Source organism: Winslowiella sp. 2C04 (assembly GCF_050037805.1).
Lineage (GTDB): Bacteria > Pseudomonadota > Gammaproteobacteria > Enterobacterales > Enterobacteriaceae > Erwinia > Erwinia toletana_A.
The window spans coordinates 4012431-4035866 of the sequence record NZ_CP188300.1; the positions used below are offsets into that span (position 1 = coordinate 4012431).

The following is a 23436-nucleotide window of genomic DNA, read 5'->3' on the forward strand; positions in this document are numbered from 1 at the left end:
CAAGCAAAATTAAGCAGTTAAGGGAGGGAGAGGGGAAAGTGGATAAAAAAGACTCAGGAACAAAAAAAAACCGCATCAGCGGCTTTAGTTTTAAACAGTTACTCAGGATCCAGAAAAACTGCTCCCTGCCGTTGCAGGGAGCAATTCGCATTAACGGGTCAAATCGTCAAAAAACTTTTTCACACCGTCAAAGAAGCTCTTGGAGCGTGGGCTGTTTTTCTCGCCGGAGGGGCCACCGAAACTCTCTTCCAGCTCGCGCAACAGCGATTTCTGTTTCTCACTCAGGCTGACCGGCGTTTCTACCACTACACGGCACAGCAGATCACCCTGACTGCCACCACGCACTGATTTGACACCTTTGCCGCGCATGCGGAACAGTTTGCCGGTTTGGGTTTCGGCCGGCACTTTCAGATTCACGCGGCCATCCAGCGTCGGCACTTCAATTTCACCACCCAATGCTGCCATCACAAAATTAATCGGCACTTCGCAGTACAGGTTGTTATCTTCACGTTCGAAGATTGGGTGTTTTTTCACCTGAACCTGAACATACAGATCGCCCGCTGGTGCTCCCTGCTCGCCAGCTTCACCTTCACCGGTCAGGCGGATGCGGTCACCGGTATCGACGCCAGCCGGGATTTTAACCGACAGGGTTTTCGACTTCTCGACGCGACCGTGGCCGTGACAGGCGTTGCAAGGATCTTTAATTATTGAACCACGACCGTGACAGGTCGGACACGCCTGCTGCACGGTAAAGAAGCCCTGGCGCATCTGCACCTGGCCTGCACCATGACAGGTTGGGCAACTCTGGGGTTTGGTGCCCGATTTCGCCCCGCTGCCGTGGCAAACGTCACACTCTTCCAACGTGGGAATGCGGATCTCTTTGGTCACGCCGCGTACCGCTTCTTCCAGCGACAGCTCCATGTTGTAGCGTAAATCAGCGCCGCGAGCGGCACGCTGACGACGGCCTCCGCCAAAGATATCGCCGAATACGTCGCCAAAGATATCACTGAAGTCAGCACCGCCGCCGCCACCGAAGCCACCGCCGCCGTAACCGCCACCGCCCATACCACCTTGTTCAAAGGCTGCATGACCGTATTGGTCGTAGGCCGCACGCTTCTGATCGTCGGTCAGAATTTCGTAGGCTTCCTTCACTTCTTTAAATTTAGTCTCGGCTTCTTTATCGCCCTGGTTGCGGTCAGGGTGGAATTTCATCGCCAGGCGTTTGTAGGCCTTTTTGATTTCACGCTCTTCCGCCGATTTCGGAACGCCTAAAACCTCGTAATAGTCTCTTTTCGCCATTGTTAGTTGTCCTGCCCTTAACATGCGTGCACGGGCGTGGAGAGAACTCCTACGCCCGTGCGGGTTACCTCTACCCTGCAATGGCTCCTGGCCGGGAGCCTTGCATACTCTCGTCAAGGACAGCGAAACCGCTATCCTTGCCGCTCAGGGCGATTATTTTTTGTCGTCTTTTACTTCTTCGAATTCAGCGTCGACAACGTCGTCGTCTTTCTTCGCAGAAGCGTCGCCAGCATCAGCCGCGCCAGCCTGTTGCTGCTGGGCAAATTCCATCAGCTTGCTGGAAACTTCCATCAGCGCCTGCATTTTGGCTTCGATTTCAGCTTTGTCTTCGCCTTTCAGCGCGGTGTTCAGATCGTTAAGTGCCGCTTCAATCGGTGCTTTGTCGTCTGCTGGCAGTTTATCGCCGGCTTCGTCCAGCTGCTTACGCGTGCTGTGCGACAGATGATCGGCCTGGTTGCGAACCTGAACCAGCTCTTCGAATTTACGGTCAGACTCGGCATTTGCTTCCGCGTCACGAACCATTTTTTCGATTTCATCATCGTTCAGACCAGAAGAGGCCTTGATGGTGATCTTCTGCTCACGACCGCTGTTTTTGTCTTTCGCTGATACGTGCAGGATACCGTCCGCATCGATGTCGAAAGTCACTTCAATCTGTGGCATACCGCGTGGTGCGCCCTGGATACCGTCAAGGTTGAACTGGCCCAGTGACTTGTTATCCGCCGCACGTTTACGCTCACCCTGCACCACGTGAATGGTTACCGCAGACTGGTTATCTTCAGCAGTAGAGAACACCTGGCTGTGCTTGGTTGGGATGGTGGTGTTCTTGCTGATCAGCGCAGTCATCACGCCACCCATGGTTTCGATACCCAGTGACAGTGGAGTCACGTCCAGCAGCAGTACGTCTTTAACGTCGCCCGCCAGTACGCCACCCTGAACTGCAGCACCTACCGCTACCGCTTCATCCGGGTTCACGTCTTTACGTGGTTCTTTACCGAAGAATTCAGCAACTTTCGCCTGCACCATTGGCATACGAGTCTGACCACCGACGAGGATAACGTCGTTGATATCAGAAACAGACAGACCCGCATCCTGCAGTGCCACTTTCAGCGGCTCAATAGAACGTGCTACCAGGTCTTCAACCAGCGATTCCAGTTTCGCACGAGTCACTTTGATGTTCAGGTGCTTAGGACCAGTAGCATCCGCAGTGATGTACGGCAGGTTCACGTCAGTCTGCTGTGCAGAAGACAGCTCAATTTTAGCTTTCTCTGCGGCTTCTTTCAGACGCTGCATTGCCAGTGGATCGTTGTGCAGATCGATGCCCTGATCTTTCTTAAACTCAGCCACTAAATAGTTGATCATGCGGCTGTCGAAGTCTTCACCACCGAGGTGGGTATCACCGTTGGTCGCCAGTACTTCAAAGGTTTTTTCGCCGTCAACATCATCAATTTCGATGATGGAGATATCGAAAGTACCGCCGCCGAGGTCGTATACCGCGATAGTGCGGTTGCCAACTTCTTTATCCAGACCGTAGGCCAGAGCCGCTGCGGTTGGTTCGTTGATAATACGTTTTACGTCCAGACCCGCGATACGGCCGGCATCTTTGGTCGCCTGACGCTGCGCATCGTTAAAGTAGGCTGGAACAGTGATAACCGCTTCAGTGACTGGCTCACCCAGATAATCTTCAGCCGTTTTCTTCATTTTTTTCAGCACTTCAGCAGAAACCTGCGGTGGTGCCATTTTCTGGCCTTTCACGTCAAGCCATGCATCACCGTTGTCTGCTGCGGTGATTTTGTATGGCATGATTTTCAGGTCACGCTGTACTTCTTCGTCCTGGAAGCGACGGCCAATCAGGCGCTTAATCGCGAACAGAGTGTTCTGCGGGTTAGTCACAGCCTGACGTTTAGCCGGCTGACCTACCAGAATCTCGCCATCTTGCGTATAAGCAATGATTGAAGGCGTGGTGCGATCGCCTTCCGCATTTTCCAGCACGCGTGCTTTGGTGCCATCCATAATTGCGATACAAGAGTTGGTTGTACCCAGGTCAATACCAATAATCTTACCCATCTAAACGTCTCCCACTTAAATTCGTCAATTCATCATTAATCTGCTTGTGAACCAGTTATGCGGGCGATTTACTCTGTTTCAAGCGCCGGCGCAGGCTTTTTTTCTGGTTCAACAATTCTGGATGACAACTAGATGGGGCCGCTTCGCACAGCATCAAGGGTTAAAACTAAAAAAAATTCTCTTTTGTTAAAACAGCACAGGCCCGCCTGAGCGAGCCTGTAAGGGTGATGATCCGCGAAGATTAACGCGCGCTGACCTCACCGGGTGCCAATGGCTGACGGCGCTCGCCGGCCAGCCATAGCCCCAGCAGCAGGCCGATTAGCGCAAGCGCCAGCACGTACCACGCCGGAGCCATCGGCGTCAGCTTCATCATCAGGGTGACGAAGATGGGCGTCAGACCACCAAAAATGGCGTAAGACAGGTTGTAGGAAAAAGAGATGCCGGTGAAACGCACTGCCGCCGGGAAAGCCCGCACCATAACAAAAGGCACCACACCGACCACGCCGACGCTGAAACCGGTAATCGCATAGGCAATAAACAGATACTCTGGCGCCGTTGCCACGCTATGGAAAAAGCTCCAGCTGCATATCGCCAGCAGCAGACTGCCCGCCGCAAGGATTTTCGCCGCGCCAAAGCGATCGACCAGCAATCCGGCAACAATACAGCCAACAATCAGCATCACCGTAGCCAGACTATTAGCCTGTAATGCGATGGCAGCGGCAATGCCGTGCTGCTTTTGCAGCAGCGTCGGCGCCATCAAAATCACCACCACAATGCAGGCGGACAGCAGCCAGGTCAGCAGCATCGACACCGCGACAGCACGCTTATGATCTGCCAGCACGGTTTTCAGCGGCAGCGCCTCGGAAAGTTTTTTCCGCGCCTGCATCTCGCGAAATACCGGCGTTTCCTGTAACCAGCGGCGCAGGTACATTGCCAGCAGGCCAAAAATACCACCGAGAAAGAACGGGATTCGCCAGCCGGTTTCGGCAATCGCCTGTGGCGACATGCTGGTATTAATCAGCGTGGCGACCAGCGACCCCAGCAGAATGCCAAAGGTTAATCCGGCCGTCAGCGTGCCGCAGGCAAAACCAATACGTTTTTCCGGCACATGCTCAGCGACAAACACCCAGGCTCCAGGCACCTCACCGCCAATCGCTGCGCCCTGTAACATGCGCATCAACAGCAACAGTATCGGTGCGGCCATCCCAATGCTCTGGTAAGTGGGCAGCATGCCGATCGCCAGCGTCGGCAGCGCCATCAGCAGAATACTCAAACTGAACATCTTTTTACGGCCGATTTTGTCACCGAAGTGCGCCATCACAATGCCGCCAAGCGGGCGCACCAGATAACCGGCCGCGAAGATGCCAAAGGTTTGCAGCTGACGCAGCCATTCGGGAATATCAGCCGGGAAGAAAAGTTCGCCAATTACCGCCGCAAAAAACACGAAGATAATAAAGTCGTAGAATTCCAGCGCACCGCCCAGTGCCGCCAGAGAGAGGGTTTTATAATCCTGCCGGTTTAAGCGGCGTGCAATGTGTTGATCCATGATTTTTCTTGCATTTCCAGAGGCAGAGTAGAAAGGGTATAGCGAAAGATGTAAAGCTAATCTGACTATACCGTCAATCTCTCGCCACACCCAGCCGTGCTGGATTTTATGCCTGAAAAATTCGTTTTTCAGTCGTTTGTGTCACGTCTGGCGCTTTTCGGGCGAAAAGCTGCTACCACACTGGCGTGCGTCTCAATATACGGCCCGTCCAGCAGTTGAATGCAATACGGCACGCTGGCGAAAATGCCGTGAACACGGGTGTTGCCCTGCTCATCCTTCAGGCCTTCCAGCGTCTCTTTGATCGCTTTCGGCTGGCCTGGCAGGTTGAGAATCAGAGACTGCTTGCGAATCACCCCAACCTGACGCGATAAAATTGCTGTTGGCACAAAGTTTAGGCTAATTTGTCGCATCTGCTCACCGAAGCCGGGCATCTCCCGGTCGGCGACGGCCAGCGTGGCATCCGGCGTAACATCGCGCCGCGCCGGGCCGGTGCCGCCGGTGGTCAGCACCAGATGGCAGAACATTTCGTCCACCAGCTCGCAAATCGTCTGTTCAATCATCGGCTGCTCGTCAGGCACCAGACGTTTTTCCAGCTCAAATGGCGTATCCAGCGCCTGACTAAGCCACTCTTCCAGAGCCGGCAGCCCCAAATCCTGATAAATGCCGTTAGATGCGCGGTCGGAGACCGAAATCAAGCCTATGCGTAATGTATTCATGGTGTATTCGCTGCGTAGTCGCGGCCTGCAAAACAGCAGCGGCGCGGTTTAAAAAGGAGTGTTACTTAGCAGGATAATACATTGAAGCGGGGATGGGATACAAAACAGAAACCGTGACCAGCGTTCTGGTCACGGTTATTGCCGTTACAGCAGGTCGGCAATCATCTTCTCAAGTTTGCCCTGGTCGATGGCAAAGTTGCGAATGCCCTGCGCCAGTTTGTCGACCGCCATTGGATCCTGGTTGTGCTGCCACAGGAACTCAGACTCGGTCATTTTCGCCGGACGTGCTTTCACTTCGCCGGTGTAAGACAGCTTGCGCTCAACGGTGCCTTCGCTTTCCGCCAGCTCTTTCAGCAGGTTCGGGGAAATGGTCAGACGGTCACAGCCGGCCAGTTCCAGAATCTCACCGGCGTTACGGAAGCTTGCGCCCATCACTACCGTTTCGTAACCGTGCTGCTTGTAGTACTCATAAATTTCAGAAACAGAAACTACGCCTGGATCTTCAGCTGGCGCGTACTCTTTCTTGTCGGTGTTGGCTTTGTACCAGTCGAGGATACGACCAACGAAAGGAGAAATCAGGAATACGCCCGCTTCGGCACAAGCACGCGCCTGCGCAAAGGAGAACAGCAGCGTCAGGTTACAGTTGATGCCTTCTTTTTCCAGCTGCTCAGCGGCACGGATACCCTGCCAGGTTGACGCCAGTTTAATCAAAATACGGTCGTTGCTGATACCTGCATCGTTGTACAGTTTGATCAGGCTACGCGCTTTAGCGATGCTGGCTTCGGTGTCGTAAGAAAGACGAGCATCAACTTCAGTCGAGATACGGCCAGGGATCAGCTTCAGGATTTCCAGACCGATATTCACTGCCAGTTTGTCAGAGGTGAACTGGATCTGCTGTTCTTTATCGCTGCTCTGCTCGCGCGCCCAGGCGATCGCTTCATCGATCAGTTTACGGTATTCAGGGATTTGCGCGGCGTTCAGAATCAGAGAAGGGTTGGTGGTAGCATCCTGCGGCTGATACAGCTTCATCGCTGCGATATCGCCGGTGTCAGCAACCACGGTAGTCAGCTGACGTAAGGAAGTAAGTTTGTCCGTCATAGTTGTCATTCTCATCAAGTTAGACTGTCAGGGTGTGAAAAAGTCTGTGGTCGATAATATCACTTGTCCTTCGTCGCGCAAGGTAAGGTTACCGGTAAAAACATAGCCAGCACGAATAGCAATGATTTGCCTGTCCTTATGGCTTTTTTGCTACAGTTACCGTATCGGAATAGCAACCAAACAGATGATATCCTTGTGAATCACTGTCAGGAATAGAATATATGTTGATGGTTATCTCTCCGGCTAAAACGCTGGATTTTGACAGTCCGCTGGCAACTAAACAGTTCAGCCAACCCGCACTGCTGGACAAATCACAGCAGTTAATTGATGTGGCGCGCAAGCTTTCACCGGCGCAAATTGGTTCGTTGATGCATATCAGCGATAAGCTGGCCGAACTGAATGCCCAGCGTTTTAACGACTGGCAGCCGCCCTTCTCGCTCGACAATGCGCGCCAGGCGATTCTGGCGTTTAAAGGCGATGTTTATACCGGCCTGCAGGCAGAAGATTTCAGCAAAAAAGATTTCGATTTCGCCCAGCAGCATCTGCGTATGCTTTCCGGCCTGTATGGCCTGCTGCGCCCGCTCGACTTAATGCAGGCATATCGTCTGGAAATGGGGATCAAGCTGGAAAACCCGGCGGGAGCCAATCTCTACAGTTTCTGGGGCGATACCCTGACCGAAGAGCTGAATCAGGCACTGGCCGAACAGGGCGATGAGGTACTGATCAATCTGGCTTCCGATGAGTATTTCAAAGCGGTGAAGCCGAAAAAACTCAATGGCCGGATTATCAAGCCGGTGTTTCTCGACGAGAAAAACGGCAAGTTTAAAGTGATCAGTTTTTACGCCAAAAAGGCGCGCGGCCTGATGAGTCGCTATATTATTCAACAGCGACTGACCAAACCAGCCCAGCTGAAAAAGTTTGACCTTGAAGGTTACTTCTTTGATGCCGAATCAAGTTCAGAGGATGAACTGGTGTTTAAGCGCCACGAGCAGCAGTAAGATTTGCTGGCGCAGGCGTGATAACTGACGCCTGCGCGTTAATACTGAGTAAATGTTAAAAGACGGATTTACGCCTTCAGCAAAAATGCCCGCAGCTCAGCAAAGTCAGCTTTCATCTCATGGGAAAGCAGATCCAGCTCGGCACGCTCTGCCAGTTCTGGCGGCAGCGGCAGCGACTTATCCAGAATCTCTTCAACGCTCTCTTTAAACTTAGCCGGATGCGCCGTGCCGAGGAACAGGCCAAACTCGCCATCCTGCAGCTGATCGCGCAGCAGACGATAGGCAATTGCCGCATGTGGCTCAGATACGTAGCCGATGGCGTCCAGCTCGCGCATGGTAGCTTTAGTGGTTTCATCACTTACCGCACCGGTTGCCAGATCCTGTAAACGCCAGGTTTTACGACGGAACAGCTCTTCGACGCGCGGCCAGTTGTTAGGCTGGCTGACATCCATCGCATTGGACAGCGTCGCCACCGTCGCATTTGGCTGCCACTCACCGCTGTTGAGGAAGCGAGGAACGGTATCGTTGGCATTGGTCGCGGCGATAAAACGCTTCACCGGCAGGCCGAGTGATTTCGCCAGCAGGCCAGCGGTCAGATCGCCAAAGTTACCGCTTGGCACCGAGATCACCAGCTGGTTACGCTGCTCTTGTGTCAGTTGCGCAGCGGCTTCAAAGTAGTAGCAAATCTGCGCCAGTAAACGGCTGATATTGATGGAGTTGGCAGAGTTAAGGCCAATCGCGCGCTTAAGCTCTTCATCATCGAAGGCCTGTTTGACCAGTGACTGGCAGGCGTCGAAATCACCATCAATGGCGATAGTTTCGATATTGCCGCCCAGCGTACAGAATAATTTCTCCTGCAGCGGACTGATTTTGCCCTGCGGATAGAGGATGACGACGCGGACATTTTCCATACCGTAAAACGCATGGGCTACCGCCGCACCGGTGTCACCGGAGGTTGCGGTCAGAATGGTAATCTGCTCATCGGCACCGCTGATATAAGAGAGCATCTGCGCCATAAAACGGCCGCCGAAGTCTTTAAATGCCAGCGTCGGGCCGTGAAACAGCTCCAGCGCCGAAATATCATCGCTGACTTTCACTACCGGTGCCGGAAAGGCAAACGCCTGCTTTACGCGCTCCTGCAGCTGGTGTGGCTCAATTTCATCGCCGATAAATGCCGAGAGAATTTTGCTGCTGCGGGTCACAAAATCCAGCTTCAGCATTTCATCGATATCAGTCAGTTCAAACTCAGGCAGCTCCAGTGGAAAAAACAGCCCTTGCTGTTTACCCAAACCCTGCTTTACCGCCTGGGCAAAGCTGACCTGCTCGTTGTGATCCTTAAGGTTATACAGTTTCATGCGTTATCCCAATTTACGTGCGCCTGCCGTGTCTAAACGGCAAATATGTACGAAGCCTTCATCATTCTGTAGATAGTGCTGGCTGAGCCAGTCCGCCATGCGCTGCGCGGTGTCCGTCTTATCGCAGACGGCAAACAGCGTTGGGCCGGAGCCGGAAATGCCGCAGGCCAGCGCGCCAATATCCTGTGCCGCCTGGCGTGCTTCGGCAAAGCCCGGCAACAGCTTAGTGCGGTACGGTTCGGCAATCACATCCTTCATCAGTTTCGCCGCCAGCTGCGGTTGCTGGCTGTGGCAGGCATGGATAAAGCCCGCCAGATAGCGACCATGCTTAATGCAGTCCTCTTTGCGATACTGCGCCGGTAAAATTGCCCGCGCTTCCGCCGTCGAGACTTTAATACCTGGATAAGCCATTACCCACAGCCAGTCGTCAAAGCCTGGCACTTCCTGACTGATAATGCCGTTCTCTTCCAGCATCAGCTGCAACCCGCCAAGGAAGCAGGGAGCAACGTTGTCGTAGTGTACGCTGCCGGAAATCCGCCCTTCCAGCTCGCCCATCAGTGCCAGCAGTTCGGTATCATTTAGCGGTTTACCGCAGTGCTCATTCATCGCCATCAGGCCAGCCACCACCGAACAGGCGCTGGAACCCAACCCGGAACCGATCGGCATGTTTTTTTCCAGCTTCATCGCCACCGGCACTTGCTTACCGATAGCCTCACAGAAGCGTGCCCAGCACTGATAAACGATGTTCTCTTCTGGATTAGTCGGCAGCTTACTGACGAAACGACCTTCATTGACCAGACTGAAGCTGTCCGCAGCCTCAACGGTTACGCAGTCGCCAAGCAGCGAACCGTCGACTGGCGAAACCGCCGCGCCAAGCACATCAAATCCGACGCTGACATTGCCAATCGAGGCCGGTGCATAAATTTTTACCATCATTAAACTCCCAACTTCCACGACAGCGTGCGTAACAGATCGGCAAAGACTCCGGCAGCCGTCACATCATTGCCGGCACCATAACCCCGCAGTACCAACGGAATCGGCTGATAATAGCGGCTGTAGAACGCCAGCGCATTTTCACCATTTTTAACTTTATACAGCGGGTCGTTACCGTCAACCGCATCGATTTTCACTTTACAGACGCCGCCTTCTTCAATCGCGCCAACGAAGCGCAGTACCTTGCCTTCGTCGCGTGCTGCCGCCACGCGGGTGGCAAAGGCTTCATCCAGCTCTGGCAGACGCTGCATAAAGCTCTCTACGTCGGCAATCTGGTTCAGGCTGTCCGGCAGTACTGCTTCAATCTCGATATCACTCAGTTCCAGTTGATAACCGGCCTCACGGGCAAGGATCAGCAGCTTACGCGCCACATCCATTCCGGAAAGATCATCACGCGGATCCGGCTCGGTAAAGCCCAGTTCACGCGCCAGTTTAGTGGCTTCAGACAGCGAAACGCCTTCATCCAGCTTACCAAAGATAAACGACAGCGAACCCGACAGAATGCCGGAGAAGCGAATCAGCTCGTCACCGGCGTTCAGCAGATTTTGCAGGTTTTCGATTACCGGCAGGCCGGCCCCGACGTTAGTGTCATAGAGGAATTTACGACGCGACTTCGCTGCCGCTGCGCGCATCTGCTGGTAGTAATTCCACGAGGAGGTATTGGCCTTTTTGTTCGGCGTCACCACGTGGAAACCGTCGGCGAGAAAATCGGCATACTGATCGGCCACGGCCTGGCTGGAAGTACAGTCAACAATCACCGGGTTAAGCAGATGGTACTCTTTCGCCAGTCGCGATAAGCGCTCCAGGCTGAATGGCTCTTTCGCCGCCTGCAACGCCTCTTTCCAGTTCTCTAATGCCACGCCGTGCACATTAGTCAGCAGCGCTTTCGAGTTGGCGATACCGCAGACGCGCAGATCGATATGTTTCTTCTTCAGCCACGCCTGCTGGCGATACAGCTGATCGATCAGAGCACCGCCGACGCCGCCGACGCCAACCACAAACACTTCAATTACCTGGTCGGTAGCGAACAGCATCTGATGCACGACCCGCACGCCGGTGGTGGCGTCTTCGTTGCTGACCACCACTGAAATCGAGCGCTCGGAAGAGCCCTGGGCAATCGCCACTATATTGATATTGGCGCGCGCCAGCGCCGAGAAGAATTTTGCTGAGATACCGCGCAGGGTGCGCATGCCATCGCCCACTACCGAGATGACCGCCAGCTGTTCGGTCACGTCGAGCGGCTCCAGCAGGCCATCTTTTAACTCCAGGAAGAACTCGTCCTCCAGCACGCGGCGCGCTCGCGCCAGGTCGTGCTGCGAGACGCAGAAACTGATGCTGTATTCCGAAGAAGACTGAGTGATCAGCACCACAGAAATTCCGGCGCGCGACATCGCGGCGAAGACCCGTGCCGCCATCCCGACCATCCCTTTCATGCCCGGACCTGAGACGTTAAACATCGCCATATTATTCAGGTTGGTGATGCCCTTCACCGGATTTTCCTCATCCGCACCATCGCCACCAATTAAGGTGCCGGGTGCCTGGGGATTGGCGGTATTTTTAATCAGGCAAGGGATCTGAAACTGGGCGATGGGGGTGATAGTGCGGGGATGCAGAACTTTAGCGCCGAAGTAAGAAAGCTCCATGGCTTCCTGATACGACATCGACTTCAGCAGCCGTGCGTCCGGAACCTGGCGCGGATCACAGGTATAAACGCCGTCAACATCGGTCCAGATTTCGCAACAGTCGGCGCGCAGGCAGGCGGCCAGCACCGCTGCCGAGTAATCGGAACCATTACGCCCTAACACCACCAGCTCACCGCGCTCATTACCGGCGGTAAAGCCGGCCATCAGCACCATATTGTTGGCTGGGATCTGGCTGGCGACAATACGACGGGTAGATTCAGGAATATCAACGGTGGACTCGAGGTAGTGACCCACTGCCAGCAACTTTTCTACCGGATCAATCACCGTCACGCTGTAGCCACGCGCCTGTAGCAGCGCTTCCATAATCGCGATTGAGAGTTTTTCACCACGACAGATAATCGCCGCGTTGACGCTGTCCGGGCACTGCCCCAGCAGGCTGATACCGTGCAGTACCTGCTTTAGCTGAGCGAACTCCTGCTCTACCAGAGTTTTGACTCGCTGGAGAGCAAAACCCGGCTGCACGTCGGCCAGCCCCTGCACCAGTTCGGCGAAAATGCGCTCGGCGTCGCTGATATTCGGTGATGCATCCTGACCACTGATGGTTTTTTCAATCATCGCCACCAGATGATTAGTAATTTTAGCCGGGGCAGAAAGCACCGTCGCGACCTGTCCCTGCTGTGCATTGCTCTCCAGAATATCGGCAACGCGCATAAATCTGTCCGCATTTGCCACTGAGGTCCCGCCGAATTTCAGCACTCGCATTTTAAAACTCTCCTGAATTTACGCCGAAAAAAAAGCCCGCACTGTTTAGGTGCGGGCTTCTTTTTTGTTTTTTTCTTTATGCGTCAGCCCGCACCGTTACCTGTGGTAATGGTGGTGGTAATAATAATTGTGGTGTTCAGGCTGATTTTACGCATTGAGATTTATCGTCTGTCTGTCTTTTAATGTCTGTCTGACTCCAGAAGTAAAGCAAACTGCTGGCTAAGTCAATTTTTTTATCCACATTCACCGGCTGGCTTTACCGCACGCTGCCGGTGCGAATTGACACTTGCCAGTGCGGATCTTTTACCGCTGATAATTTTGCTGGTGAGTCACACCAGCAAAAGCCGATCACACCGAATTTTTATCTGGCGTTTTTTTTCAGCGTGATAAGTTTTTTTCAATATCGTGCAGCAGGCGATGCAACATTGCGCTGTCGCGCTGCTCCAGCAGGCCGGTGCGCTGGTGCAGCCAGTCTGCCAGCTTCTGATCGTCGTCGACCTTCAGCTTCACTAACAACTGCTCAATACGCTGACGCAGTGCGCTCAGTTGCTGTGCGTCGGCGACCGCTGGCCGTTCAGTTGCCAGCTGGCGTAACGCCGACAGTTGATAGCAATACACCATCACCGCCTGGCCGAGATTCAGCGAGGGATAATCATTTGCCATCGGGATGCCGGTGAGTAAATCGACCAGCTCCAGCTCTTCATTCGTCAGGCCGCTGTCCTCACGGCCAAACACCAGCGCCATACTGTTTACCCACTGCATCTTCTCTTGCAGGATCTCCTGCACTTGCGGTGGCGTAGCGTAATAGCGAAATTTGGCACGGCTGCGCGCGGTGGTCGCGACCGAGAAATCGATATCCGCCAGCGCCTCGGCCAGCGAGTTAAAATGAGTGACATTATCAAGAATCTCACCGGCACCGTGTGCCACCCAGCGCGCGGCTGGCTCAAGATAAGCCTGACTTTGCACAATACGCAACTCGCTAAAGCCCATAGTTTTCATCGCGCGCGCAGCGGCACCGATATTTTCTGCACGGGCAGGAGAGACCAGAATCAGAGGAAACAGCATGACAGCCTTAAATGTTACATCACCAGAGGCAGATACTCTGACACGACAGCATGTTAAATAACAGTTCCGCTTAATTTAACAATTAAATAACAAGCTTAAATTACACTGATAAATTACCTGAGGTTAGGGTTTATTCACCGCAGAGTGCTTAATCACTAATTAATCCAAATCATTAACAATTAATTAATATTTATCAAGGCATTAAAATTCACAGCCAGACAAAATTGGACGGTTTCAAATTTTGTCGCTGAATCGTTGCGAATTCGCCTATATTTGTGAGCTAAGCTGGCATTCTGTGAAGAGTTTTTCACAAAAGTGTTAACGTGCTACAATTGGATTTGATATAAGTCAACGAAGCGTTGTTTTAATGCTTATCGGTTGTGCTCGTTGCTGTTATGTTGCTGTTAATGCAGTTAGGATAGTCAGCGTTAGGGCACCGCCGGGGCATGCAGGATTCATCCTTATGGCTGAGCTGACAATGTTGTTGACGTTGATGGATAGTGCATCAAGAACATAATTCTGTACTTCGATTAAAACCCTTGATGAAGGGCTTATTAATGGTTGTACGTCCTGTTTCGATTTTGTTGGCAATTTTAGGTAGCGAACACATGCAGACCCCGCACATACTTATCGTTGAAGACGAACTAGTGACTCGTAATACTCTCAAAAGTATTTTTGAGGCCGAAGGCTACATGGTATATGAAGCTACGGATGGCGCTGAAATGCACCAGGTGCTGACCGATAACGACGTAAATCTGGTGATTATGGATATTAATCTGCCGGGTAAAAATGGCTTGTTGCTGGCGCGTGAACTGCGCGAGCAGGCTAACGTTGCGCTGATGTTCCTGACGGGCCGCGATAACGAAGTCGACAAGATTCTCGGTTTAGAAATTGGTGCTGATGACTACATCACTAAACCGTTTAATCCACGCGAACTGACTATTCGTGCGCGTAATCTGCTGTCCCGTACCATGAATCTGGCGGTCAGCAGCGACGAACGTAAGCTGGTTGAGAGCTACAAGTTCAACGGCTGGGAGCTGGATATCAACAGCCGCTCACTGGTCAGCCCAAATGGCGAACAGTACAAGCTGCCGCGCAGTGAATTCCGCGCCATGCTGCACTTCTGCGAAAATCCGGGCAAAATTCAGACCCGTGGCGATCTGCTGAAGAAGATGACCGGCCGCGAACTGAAGCCGCACGACCGTACTGTCGACGTGACTATTCGTCGCATCCGTAAACATTTCGAATCCACACCGGATACGCCAGAAATCATCGCCACCATTCATGGCGAAGGCTATCGTTTCTGTGGTGAGCTGCACGATTAACCCCTGGGACCGCGTCACCGCCGTCCATGTCAAAGGTTTGCACTCTGCATACCATCAGGCCGGGAGCCAAAAACGGCTCCCTTAACGCCTTGCGGTATTTTTACCGCGACGTTATTCCTTCCACGGCATAATAGGCACCGCGCTTAATGCGTTTTTCGGGGAACCTTCGACCACTTTGTCGGAGTAGCTCAGATAGATCAGCGCATGACGTTTCTGATCGTAGAAGCGCACCACCTGAAGTTTCTTAAACACCAGCGATGTCCGCTTCTTAAATACCACGTCCCCTTCGGCTTTACCCTGCGCAATTTTGTCACTCAGCGTTACCGGCCCTACCTGCTGACAGGAAATCGCCGCATCTGCGGTATCCTCCGCCAGACCCAGTCCACCTTTAATTCCGCCGGTTTTTGCCCGACTGATATAACAGGTTACATTTTTTACATCAGGATCATCGAAGGCCTCAACGATGATTTTATGGTCCGGCCCAAACACCTTAAACACCGTATCGACTGAGCCCACTACCTCTGCCTGAGCGGTAAAGGCCGAAAAAATAACTGCTGTTACTAATAACCGTGCTTTTATTATCATTACGTTACCATTGCTTGAGTAATAGATGAGATTGTAAGGTAAACTCAGGAATGGGTTTTGCATTCACCCGCTAAATTTACATCCTGTCGCCAATTTGCATTGATATAGCACATTCGGACTAATAAAACCGCCACGGTTTCCTGGGCATTTAGTGCTATTATTCGTCGACTTTGCTTTCCCTGCGCCAACATTAGAGTACGAAGAGGACGTTTTATGGACCAAGCCGGTATCATTCGCGATTTGCTTGTCTGGCTGGAGAGCCATCTGGATCAATCATTATCGCTGGACAATGTGGCCGCAAAAGCAGGTTATTCCAAATGGCATCTGCAACGCATGTTCAAGGAAGTGACCGGTCATGCGATTGGCGCTTATATTCGCGCACGCCGTTTGTCGAAAGCCGCAGTCGCCTTACGTCTGACCAGCCGTCCGATTCTGGATATTGCTCTGCAGTACCGGTTTGATTCTCAGCAAACCTTTACTCGCGCCTTTAAGAAGCAGTTTGCTCAGACTCCGGCCTACTATCGTCGCGCATCTGACTGGAACTCTTTCGGTATTCGTCCACCGATTCGCCTCGGCGATTTCCAGCTACCGGAAGCGACCTATGTCACGCTGCCGGAAACCGTGCTGGTTGGCCAGACGCAAAGTTATACCTGCACGCTGGAGCAGATTTCCCGCTTCCGTGATGAAATGCGCATCCATTTCTGGCGTCAGTTCCTGACTGAAACCGACACGGTTCCACCGATGCTGTACGGTCTGCATCAGTCGCGTCCAAGTCAGGAAAAAGATGATGAGCAGGAAATCCTTTACACCACCGCAGTCACTTCTGAGCAGCTGACGCAGACCATGCAGTCTGCCCAAACGGTACTGCTGGAAGCCGGTGATTATGTACAGTTCAGCTACCACGGCCCGACCGGCGATCTGCAGGAGTTTATTCTGCTGATTTACGGCACCTGTATGCCAACGCTGGGGCTGACGCGTCGTCAGGGTCAGGATATTGAACGATTCCATACCCACGGTGGTAAGAAGCGCCAGGATCCGCCAAGCGAGATCCGCTGTGATTATCTGATTCCGATTCGGCGCCAGGCCTGATCGATAAGGGCGGCGTTACATTTTCGCCGCCCAACCGTCAAATGTCAGCGCTGCTGCTCATCCAGTGCCGGCGCATCAAGATGTGATACATCCCCCGCGGTTTCAACAATCCAGCCGGATGCCAGCCAGGCACTCTGTTGATGATCGACACGAGAGATCGAGCAGTTACGTAAGCGTAAACGACGCTCAGCACTGGGCGACAGGCCCAGAATCGTACTGACCAGCGCGCCCAGCGCCATACCGTGGCTGACCAGCAGTGGGCGACTTCCTTCCGGCAGCTCAAGGCAGGCATTCAGCGCTTCATGCATGCGCGACGCCAGCTCTGCCATCGACTCTCCCTGCGGAATACGGCCATTTTCGGTGCCATCAACCAGCGCCTTGCGCCAGCTCTCTTCCTCAGCGGTCAGCTCATCTAAAGGACGCTGCTCGAGCACGCCCATATTCAGCTCGCGCAGGCGCGGATCGAGAATTACGCCGCAACCGCAGGCGTCAGCAATAATCTCGGCTGTACGTCGCGTGCGGCCCAAATCACTGGCAATGACATGCGTAATTCCTAATGACTTGACGCGCTCTGCGACCTGAAAAGCCTGCTGCTCACCTTTGGCTGTCAGCGCGCTATCCGATTGTCCCTGAATGCGGCGTGCTGCATTCCAGACCGTTTCCCCGTGGCGAACAAGATAGACCTGTAACATGTAGTTTTTCCGTTATACTGCGACAAATTTGCGTAGAGGGTTCAAACAATTATGTACCATGTTGTCGCTGCAACCACCAATCCGGCAAAAATTAGCGCGATTTCTCAGGCGTTCAGCGATGTTTTCGGAGAGGGATCCTGCCATATCGAAGGTGTTGAGGTCGACAGTGGCGTAGCTGCGCAGCCAGTTACAAATACAGAAACGAGAACTGGCGCACGTCAGCGGGTGATGAACGCCCGACAGGTCAGACCAGAAGCCGACTTCTGGGTGGCGATTGAAGCGGGAATCGAAGAGAACAGCGCCTTTGCATGGATGGTCGTTGAGGATCAAAAACAGCGGGGCGAATCGCGTTCTGCCAGCTTTACCCTGCCGCCGATAGTGATGAAAGGTATCCATGAAGGTCGTGAACTGGGCGATGAGATGGCACGCCTGACCGGCATTGATAATATTAAGCATAAAGGCGGGGCAATTGGTGCATTCACCCATGGCTTACTGACGCGCACCAGCGTTTATCATCAGGCACTGATTCTGGCGCTCTGCCCGTTTCATAACGATATCTATCAGATCAAGCCGGACGACTCAGACCTTATCTGAACCATTAAGTAACTGCGTCTCCAGCCAGGTTTTCAGCACTGGCGGCGCAGCTTTCAGACTGTTTGATCCACGCGTAATAGTGGCGATACCGGCACCCAGTTCGGATTTCAGCTCGCGCTGGCTCATCTCCCCGCGCATTAACTCTTCAATAATCCGCAACCGGGTACCGTAAGACTCGCGCTCATCGGGCGTCATCATCAGCTGCAACAGCGGCATATGCAGATTGTCGGCAAACGCGCGTTGCATCAGCGTCACAAAACGCAGCCACTCGGCATTGTGCGGTTCTTCAGTAACCGGGATTGGGGATTGTGACGTCATAAAGGCTCTTCCGTACTCATTAGCGAGTACGGAAGAATAGCACACTCAATAACGGCGCTGCCACTCACTGTCAGAGAGGATCTTGTCTGACTTACTCATAAAGTGGCGATAGTAAGCATCATATGCCAGCACGTTCTTCACATAACCGCGCGTTTCCGAGAACGGAATGGTTTCAATAAACGCCACTGCATCCAGCCGACCGGCGCTGTTGCCCAGCCAGGTTTTTACCCGCGAAGGCCCGGCATTATAGGCCGCCGAAGCGAATATGCGGTTCTGATCAAACTGCTGGTAGACATGCTCAAGATACTGAGTGCCGATCTGAATATTGGTCTGCGGATCGAGCAGCTGACTGCTGTTTACATAGCCCGGAATACTGTACAGCTTCACGGTATGCTGAGCAGTGGCGGGCATAATCTGCATCAGGCCAGAAGCACCGACCGGTGAACCGGCTTTCGGATTCCATGCGCTCTCCTGGCGGGCAATGGCCATCGCGTAGCTCTGTGGAATCTGCTTGTCCTGGGTAAAGCGCTTAAACTGATCGTTCCACGCCAGCGGGAAACGCTCTTCCAGATGATTCCATAATTTTCCGCTGATGGTGGCCTGCACGCTCAGATCCCACCAGTCCTGCTCGAAAGCGTAACGCGCCAGCATCTGCTGTTCGGAAGAGGTTTTACTGGCGACCAGATAGGCCCACTCGGTGCGCGCCAGATTGTCCATATTCCAGTACATCAGCTCACGCACCCGCGCAATGGCATTGCCCTGCAGCAGGCTACCCTCAGGACGTGGCGCTTTATCCACCCGCAGCGGATACTCAACGCCGAGGCGCTGTGCGGCAACCATCGGATAGAATCCTCGCTCCTGCATCAGTTTCTGCAGAATGCCATCGGCCTCTTCTTTTCGTCCTTGCTCAATCAGCAGATCAGCCTGCCAGTATTGCCACTCATCTTTCTGTTTATCTTCCACCGGCAGACGAGCCAGCCAGGTGTTCAGCCCGCGGCGATCGTTATTACCCAGTGCCATACGCACCCGGCGTTCAATCAGCGAGGTGGAGCCGCTGCGCATCACCACATTGTCGCGCCAGCGCGCCTGTTCTGAGGTGATGTCATTGCCCATCAGACGCCAGGCGACGGCTTCATCCAGATCCTGCTTTTCCTGCTCGCTCATCTTTTGCAGGCGAACCAGCGACGGGATCATCGCCCGGGCATTTTCCGCATCCTGCCTCGCCACGCTGGCGAAGGCAATCGACGTTGCCTGGCGGGTAAAGTCAGTCGGCCCGACCGCGCGGGCAAATGATTCGACGCTGGCAGGATTGTTTTGCAGATCCATAACCGCATTGGCCATGGTCTGATAGTCGGACGGCAGCTGCTTCGCGAGATAGTTCACCAGGCTGGTATTACCGGCGATCATCGCCAGACGGATGCGTTCCAGCGTGGTGATGGGCGTCTGTTCACCGGCGCCCTGCCAGACGGAAAACAGTTTATCGCAGGTTGCAGGCAGCGAGCTTCCGGTCAGCCAGATCTCTTTCGCTCCGGTGTAAGCCACCTGCTGCTGGCCAGTGGCCCACCTGGCGTAGTACCAGTTACAGCGGGCGGAAACCGGTTTTGGTGCTTCGGGGCTGAAAGCCAGCAGGCCGCGCCAGTCCTCACGTCGGGCCAGTTCATTGACGAAACGGGAAGAGAGTGAGCGCACCGGCGGCAGCGTCGGGTGCTGCTTAATAAAATTGCTGACCGCCATGCTGGTTTCCTGATTCAGGTTTTGCGACAGCTGGCGATATTCAAGGTAAGGGTAAAGCGGGTAATCACGCAGCGTGGGCATCAGTTGCTCCACGGTATCCATCTGCTTATTGTCCCAGGCTTGTTTAATTTGCTGATAGCGCTGGCGCTGCGCATCTAATGAATCGGCTTGCACACTGCCAGCCATAACTGTCAGACAGGCTCCAACAATCCAGTACTGCCACTTGTCCGCCATGACCTTTACCACGTTAGCGCCTCTCTTAAGCCGATTGTTGAAAAAATTATACACCGGAAGGGTATAGCCTTTTCATGCTAACCAGGCATATCGCTTAACGCCATGACTCAAACAAATTTTTACCATCATGCCGCAGCAAAGATCAAAGACGCTCGGCAATCTCGAAGATAATCATGCCGACCGCGCTGGCGAGGATTAATCCGCAGAGAATAATCAATGTCATACGTACTGCGCTTATCTGCTTACTTTTTTTCATCAGTACACCCTCGAAAATTAATCCTGGATAGCTATCACATTAGCAAAAACTGCCTGAACCGCGCTTAAACACCACTATGCTGACATTAACGATGTAACCAATTATTAATCTTGATCAAATTATGCCAGCTAATAACAGGGCATCCTTGCGCCACACCCCGGCTCATTAAACAACTGGCTTTCAATATACTGCAATTATCAATCGATACAGCACAAGAAAACCAATTGCTTAATAAGTTCCGGCAGCGAATTTTTTTAAATTTCGATCTGGCAGAATTTTCCACTGGAGAACAACGCCTGCTTACTGGAGAAAAACGATGAGCAAAATGCCTCCCACCAACGAAACCCGTTGGTATCAGCTCAGCAGTGAAGAGACGCTCGAGGCGCAGAAGAGCCGCGAGAGCGGGCTGAGCGCCAACGAAGCCCACCAGCGCCTGATGGAACATGGCCCGAACCAGTTACCGGCGCGCGCCGGTAAAAATGCACTGATGCGCTTTCTTGCTCATTTCAATGACGTACTGATCTATGTCCTGTTGGCTGCGGCGGTGTTAACGGCCGTCATGGGCCACTGGGTGGATACCGCCGTCATCATCGGCGTGGCGGTGATCAATGCAATGATTGGCTTTGTACAGGAAAGCAATGCAGAGAAATCGCTGAAAAGTATCGAAAATATGCTCTCCGCATCGGCCCAGGTGTTGCGAAACGATACGCTGGTAACGGTTGATGCCAGCACGCTGGTGCCGGGTGATGTGGTGGTACTGCGTGCCGGTGACCGCATTCCGGCCGATATCCGGTTACTGGAAGCCCATAACCTGAGAATCGAGGAAGCGATCCTGACCGGCGAATCCATTGCCGTGACCAAACAGACCGCCGCGATTGATGACGAAGTGATGATTGGCGATCGCTATAACCTGGTGTTTTCTGGTACCACCATCAGCGCAGGCAGCGGTAAAGGCGTGGTGATTGCAACTGGCGCGGATACCGAGCTGGGTAAAATCAATCATATGATGGCCGATATCAAACAGCATCGCACCCCGCTACTGGTGCAGATGGATAAACTGGGCAAAGCAATTTTCGCCATTATCCTGGCGATGATGGCCGCACTGTTTGTGTTTATGCTGCTGTTACGCGATATGCCAATGGGTGAACTGCTGCTGTCCTTGATTGGCCTGGCGGTCGCGGCGGTGCCGGAAGGCTTGCCGGCAATTATCTCGATCATCCTGTCACTGGGCGTGCAGGCGATGGCAGGCAAAAAAGCCATTATTCGTAAACTGCCAACCGTCGAAACGCTGGGCGCAATGACGGTGGTCTGCTCCGATAAAACCGGTACGCTGACCATGAATGAGATGACGGTGAAAGCGGTCATCCTCGCTGATAAAAACTTCCGCGTGGAAGGTAACAGCTACCAGCCAACCGGCAACATTCTTGCAGAACATGACGATGTGGTCATCGATGCAACGCAGAATGCCGTTCTCAGCCACTTCTTGCGGGTCATCGACCTGTGTAACGAAAGCACCGTATTTAAAGATGAACAGGGCCATTGGGGCATTACCGGTGGGCCAACCGGCGGCGCGTTAAAAGTGCTGGCGGGAAAAGTCAGCCTGCCACCGCAGCCCTGTGCCCAGTTGGATAAAATCCCGTTCGACTCAGAATGGAAATACATGGCGACGCTGCACCAGATCGGCGCGGCGACCAACTTACTGATGACCGGCGCACCGGATGTGCTGATGAAGCACTGCCGCTACCAGCTGAGTGAAAACGGTATCGAGCCGTTAAACATCGCCCACTGGGAAGCCGAAATTGCCCGCTATGCACGCGAAGGTTTGCGTATGGTCGCAGCGGCCAGCCGTAAAGTGGATGCGCGTCAGACGCTGAGTCATGAAGCTCTGGGCGAAGAGATGGTGTTTGTTGGCATTGCCGGCATGATGGACCCACCGCGTCCGGAAGCGGTGACCGCGATTGCTGAATGTCATCAGGCCGGGATTCGCGTCAAAATGATCACCGGTGACCATCAGGAAACCGCGATGGCGATTGGCCGTATGCTGGGTATCGGCGACGGTAGTCGCGCGCTGACCGGCTACGCGCTGGAGCATATGGATGACGAACAGCTGGCCGATGCCGCCCAGCAGTATGACATCTTTGCCCGTACCAGCCCGGAGCATAAACTGCGCCTGGTGAAAGCGCTGCAAAGCCGCAATGAAATTGTTGGCATGACCGGTGACGGGGTCAATGACGCCCCGGCGCTGAAGCAGGCGGATGTTGGCATTGCGATGGGAATCAAAGGTACCGAAGTTACGAAAGAGGCGGCGGACATGGTTCTGACCGACGACAACTTCGCCACCATTGCCAATGCAGTAAAAGAAGGGCGTCGCGTTTACGACAACCTGAAAAAAACCATCCTGTTTATTATGCCAACCAACCTGGCGCAGGGTCTGTTGATTATTATCGCCATGCTGATGGGCAACCTGCTGCCGCTGACGCCGGTACAGATTTTATGGATGAATATGGCCACTTCCGCCACTCTCTCCTTCGGTCTGGCATTTGAAGCGGCAGAGAAGAATGCCATGCGTCGCCCACCGCGCAATGCGCGTCAGCACGTAATGGATGGTTATGCGGTCTGGCGCGTGGCGTTTGTCGGCACGCTGATTGCCATCAGCGCCTTCGCGCTGGAAGCCTGGTTGCAGCCACGCGGTTACAGCGCCGAGTTTATCCGTACCGTGCTGTTGCAGACGCTGGTCACCGCACAGTGGGCCTATATGCTGAACTGTCGTAAAACCGATGGCTTCTCACTGACGGCTGGCGTGCTGCGCAATCGTGGAATCTGGCTGGTCACCGGCGTGCTGGTGCTGTTACAGGCGGCGATTATCTATCTGCCACTGATGAACCGTCTGTTTGGTACTACCCCACTGCCAGTGCTGTTCTGGATCGTGCCGTTACTGGTCGCAGCGATGGTATTTATCATCGTTGAGATTGAAAAACCGCTGACCCGGAAATGGCGTAAAGCATAAGTATCACCAGGGCGGCGTTCTCGCCGCCCAAATCAATGATTCGCACTCTGCATACCCCCCCTA

19 protein-coding genes and 1 other annotated feature are annotated in these 23436 nt (G+C 53.5%); of the genes, 5 read left to right on the forward strand and 14 right to left on the reverse strand.

Going from position 1 to position 23436, the window contains the following annotated elements; genetic code table 11:
* Positions 1 to 150: 150 nt before the first annotated feature.
* From dnaJ to tal, 5 genes are all read right to left on the reverse strand, one after another.
* Positions 151 to 1299 carry a molecular chaperone DnaJ gene (dnaJ, locus tag ACP3TC_RS18230; RefSeq protein WP_313855621.1) on the reverse strand — a complete coding sequence of 383 codons (1149 nt, stop codon included), beginning with the start codon at positions 1297 to 1299 and terminating at the stop codon, positions 151 to 153.
* Between the two features lie 153 nt (positions 1300 to 1452).
* Positions 1453 to 3363, reverse strand: coding sequence for a molecular chaperone DnaK (dnaK, locus tag ACP3TC_RS18235; protein WP_313855619.1), 1911 nt, complete (start codon positions 3361 to 3363; stop codon positions 1453 to 1455).
* A 241-nt stretch (positions 3364 to 3604) separates the two neighbouring features.
* Positions 3605 to 4909, reverse strand: a complete 1305-nt coding sequence (locus ACP3TC_RS18240) for an MFS transporter (RefSeq protein ID WP_313855617.1) — start codon at positions 4907 to 4909, stop codon at positions 3605 to 3607.
* Between the two features lie 128 nt (positions 4910 to 5037).
* A complete protein-coding gene (gene mog, locus ACP3TC_RS18245; protein WP_313855615.1) occupies positions 5038 to 5625 on the reverse strand; it encodes a molybdopterin adenylyltransferase in 588 nt (195 codons plus the stop codon).
* 144 nt (positions 5626 to 5769) lie between these two features.
* The gene (tal, locus tag ACP3TC_RS18250; RefSeq protein ID WP_313855613.1) at positions 5770 to 6723 is read right to left on the reverse strand and encodes a transaldolase; all 954 of its coding nucleotides are present in this window, start codon (positions 6721 to 6723) and stop codon (positions 5770 to 5772) included.
* Between the two features lie 221 nt (positions 6724 to 6944).
* On the opposite strand from tal, the gene yaaA reads away from it, so the two are divergent.
* The gene (gene yaaA, locus ACP3TC_RS18255; RefSeq protein WP_426816983.1) at positions 6945 to 7721 is read left to right on the forward strand and encodes a peroxide stress protein YaaA; all 777 of its coding nucleotides are present in this window, start codon (positions 6945 to 6947) and stop codon (positions 7719 to 7721) included.
* Positions 7722 to 7789: 68 nt separating this feature from the next.
* Here yaaA and thrC read toward each other — a convergent pair whose 3' ends face one another.
* The 5 genes from thrC to ACP3TC_RS18280 all read right to left on the reverse strand — a co-directional run bounded on the left by thrC (position 7790) and on the right by ACP3TC_RS18280 (position 13539).
* Positions 7790 to 9076, reverse strand: coding sequence for a threonine synthase (gene thrC / locus ACP3TC_RS18260; RefSeq protein WP_426816984.1), 1287 nt, complete (start codon positions 9074 to 9076; stop codon positions 7790 to 7792).
* Between the two features lie 3 nt (positions 9077 to 9079).
* Positions 9080 to 10009 carry a homoserine kinase gene (thrB, locus tag ACP3TC_RS18265; protein ID WP_313857584.1) on the reverse strand — a complete coding sequence of 310 codons (930 nt, stop codon included), beginning with the start codon at positions 10007 to 10009 and terminating at the stop codon, positions 9080 to 9082.
* A 2-nt stretch (positions 10010 to 10011) separates the two neighbouring features.
* The gene (gene thrA, locus ACP3TC_RS18270) at positions 10012 to 12474 is read right to left on the reverse strand and encodes a bifunctional aspartate kinase/homoserine dehydrogenase I (RefSeq protein WP_313855605.1); all 2463 of its coding nucleotides are present in this window, start codon (positions 12472 to 12474) and stop codon (positions 10012 to 10014) included.
* A 25-nt stretch (positions 12475 to 12499) separates the two neighbouring features.
* Positions 12500 to 12622: a sequence feature (Thr leader region), on the reverse strand.
* Positions 12558 to 12629 (reverse strand): thr operon leader peptide, encoded by a 72-nt coding sequence (gene thrL / locus ACP3TC_RS18275; protein ID WP_313857581.1) that lies wholly within the window; start codon positions 12627 to 12629, stop codon positions 12558 to 12560. It overlaps the preceding feature by 65 nt.
* 223 nt (positions 12630 to 12852) lie before the next feature.
* Positions 12853 to 13539, reverse strand: coding sequence for a tRNA/rRNA methyltransferase (locus tag ACP3TC_RS18280; protein ID WP_313855603.1), 687 nt, complete (start codon positions 13537 to 13539; stop codon positions 12853 to 12855).
* A 608-nt stretch (positions 13540 to 14147) separates the two neighbouring features.
* Here ACP3TC_RS18280 and arcA point away from each other — a divergent pair.
* Entirely contained in the window at positions 14148 to 14864 is a 717-nt protein-coding gene (gene arcA, locus ACP3TC_RS18285) for a two-component system response regulator ArcA (protein WP_313857579.1), read from the forward strand.
* A 111-nt stretch (positions 14865 to 14975) separates the two neighbouring features.
* On the opposite strand, the gene creA is transcribed toward arcA, so the two are convergent.
* Positions 14976 to 15449, reverse strand: coding sequence for a protein CreA (creA, locus tag ACP3TC_RS18290; protein ID WP_313855601.1), 474 nt, complete (start codon positions 15447 to 15449; stop codon positions 14976 to 14978).
* 213 nt (positions 15450 to 15662) lie between these two features.
* Here creA and robA point away from each other — a divergent pair, with 213 nt between their 5' ends.
* On the forward strand, positions 15663 to 16538 hold the full coding sequence (gene robA, locus ACP3TC_RS18295) for an MDR efflux pump AcrAB transcriptional activator RobA (protein ID WP_426816985.1): 876 nt from the start codon (positions 15663 to 15665) through the stop codon (positions 16536 to 16538).
* Positions 16539 to 16582: 44 nt separating this feature from the next.
* On the opposite strand, the gene gpmB is transcribed toward robA, so the two are convergent.
* Entirely contained in the window at positions 16583 to 17230 is a 648-nt protein-coding gene (gene gpmB, locus ACP3TC_RS18300) for a 2,3-diphosphoglycerate-dependent phosphoglycerate mutase GpmB (RefSeq protein WP_426816986.1), read from the reverse strand.
* 51 nt (positions 17231 to 17281) lie between these two features.
* Between gpmB and yjjX the strand changes: the two genes are divergently transcribed.
* Positions 17282 to 17824, forward strand: coding sequence for an inosine/xanthosine triphosphatase (gene yjjX, locus ACP3TC_RS18305; RefSeq protein WP_426816987.1), 543 nt, complete (start codon positions 17282 to 17284; stop codon positions 17822 to 17824).
* Here the strand turns inward: yjjX and trpR are convergent.
* The gene (trpR, locus tag ACP3TC_RS18310) at positions 17810 to 18142 is read right to left on the reverse strand and encodes a trp operon repressor (protein WP_313855593.1); all 333 of its coding nucleotides are present in this window, start codon (positions 18140 to 18142) and stop codon (positions 17810 to 17812) included. The genes yjjX and trpR overlap by 15 nt on opposite strands.
* Before the next feature lie 45 nt (positions 18143 to 18187).
* The gene (sltY, locus tag ACP3TC_RS18315; RefSeq protein ID WP_313855591.1) at positions 18188 to 20110 is read right to left on the reverse strand and encodes a murein transglycosylase; all 1923 of its coding nucleotides are present in this window, start codon (positions 20108 to 20110) and stop codon (positions 18188 to 18190) included.
* Positions 20111 to 20691: 581 nt separating this feature from the next.
* On the opposite strand from sltY, the gene ACP3TC_RS18320 reads away from it, so the two are divergent.
* Entirely contained in the window at positions 20692 to 23373 is a 2682-nt protein-coding gene (locus ACP3TC_RS18320) for a cation-transporting P-type ATPase (protein ID WP_426818299.1), read from the forward strand.
* The last annotated feature ends 63 nt before the right edge of the window (positions 23374 to 23436 follow it).

Coding starts and splice junctions, on each gene's coding strand:
- gpmB (WP_426816986.1), bottom strand. CDS start 17,230: ATGTTACAGGTCTATCTTGTTCGCCACGGGGAAACGGTCTGGAATGCA.
- ACP3TC_RS18280 (WP_313855603.1), bottom strand. CDS start 13,539: ATGCTGTTTCCTCTGATTCTGGTCTCTCCTGCCCGTGCAGAAAATATC.
- sltY (WP_313855591.1), bottom strand. CDS start 20,110: ATGGCGGACAAGTGGCAGTACTGGATTGTTGGAGCCTGTCTGACAGTT.
- creA (WP_313855601.1), bottom strand. CDS start 15,449: ATGATAATAAAAGCACGGTTATTAGTAACAGCAGTTATTTTTTCGGCC.
- thrC (WP_426816984.1), bottom strand. CDS start 9,076: ATGAAACTGTATAACCTTAAGGATCACAACGAGCAGGTCAGCTTTGCC.
- dnaJ (WP_313855621.1), bottom strand. CDS start 1,299: ATGGCGAAAAGAGACTATTACGAGGTTTTAGGCGTTCCGAAATCGGCG.
- ACP3TC_RS18320 (WP_426818299.1), top strand. CDS start 20,692: ATGCCTCCCACCAACGAAACCCGTTGGTATCAGCTCAGCAGTGAAGAG.
- dnaK (WP_313855619.1), bottom strand. CDS start 3,363: ATGGGTAAGATTATTGGTATTGACCTGGGTACAACCAACTCTTGTATC.
- thrB (WP_313857584.1), bottom strand. CDS start 10,009: ATGGTAAAAATTTATGCACCGGCCTCGATTGGCAATGTCAGCGTCGGA.
- ACP3TC_RS18240 (WP_313855617.1), bottom strand. CDS start 4,909: ATGGATCAACACATTGCACGCCGCTTAAACCGGCAGGATTATAAAACC.
- thrA (WP_313855605.1), bottom strand. CDS start 12,474: ATGCGAGTGCTGAAATTCGGCGGGACCTCAGTGGCAAATGCGGACAGA.
- tal (WP_313855613.1), bottom strand. CDS start 6,723: ATGACGGACAAACTTACTTCCTTACGTCAGCTGACTACCGTGGTTGCT.
- yjjX (WP_426816987.1), top strand. CDS start 17,282: ATGTACCATGTTGTCGCTGCAACCACCAATCCGGCAAAAATTAGCGCG.
- robA (WP_426816985.1), top strand. CDS start 15,663: ATGGACCAAGCCGGTATCATTCGCGATTTGCTTGTCTGGCTGGAGAGC.
- arcA (WP_313857579.1), top strand. CDS start 14,148: ATGCAGACCCCGCACATACTTATCGTTGAAGACGAACTAGTGACTCGT.
- yaaA (WP_426816983.1), top strand. CDS start 6,945: ATGTTGATGGTTATCTCTCCGGCTAAAACGCTGGATTTTGACAGTCCG.
- mog (WP_313855615.1), bottom strand. CDS start 5,625: ATGAATACATTACGCATAGGCTTGATTTCGGTCTCCGACCGCGCATCT.
- trpR (WP_313855593.1), bottom strand. CDS start 18,142: ATGACGTCACAATCCCCAATCCCGGTTACTGAAGAACCGCACAATGCC.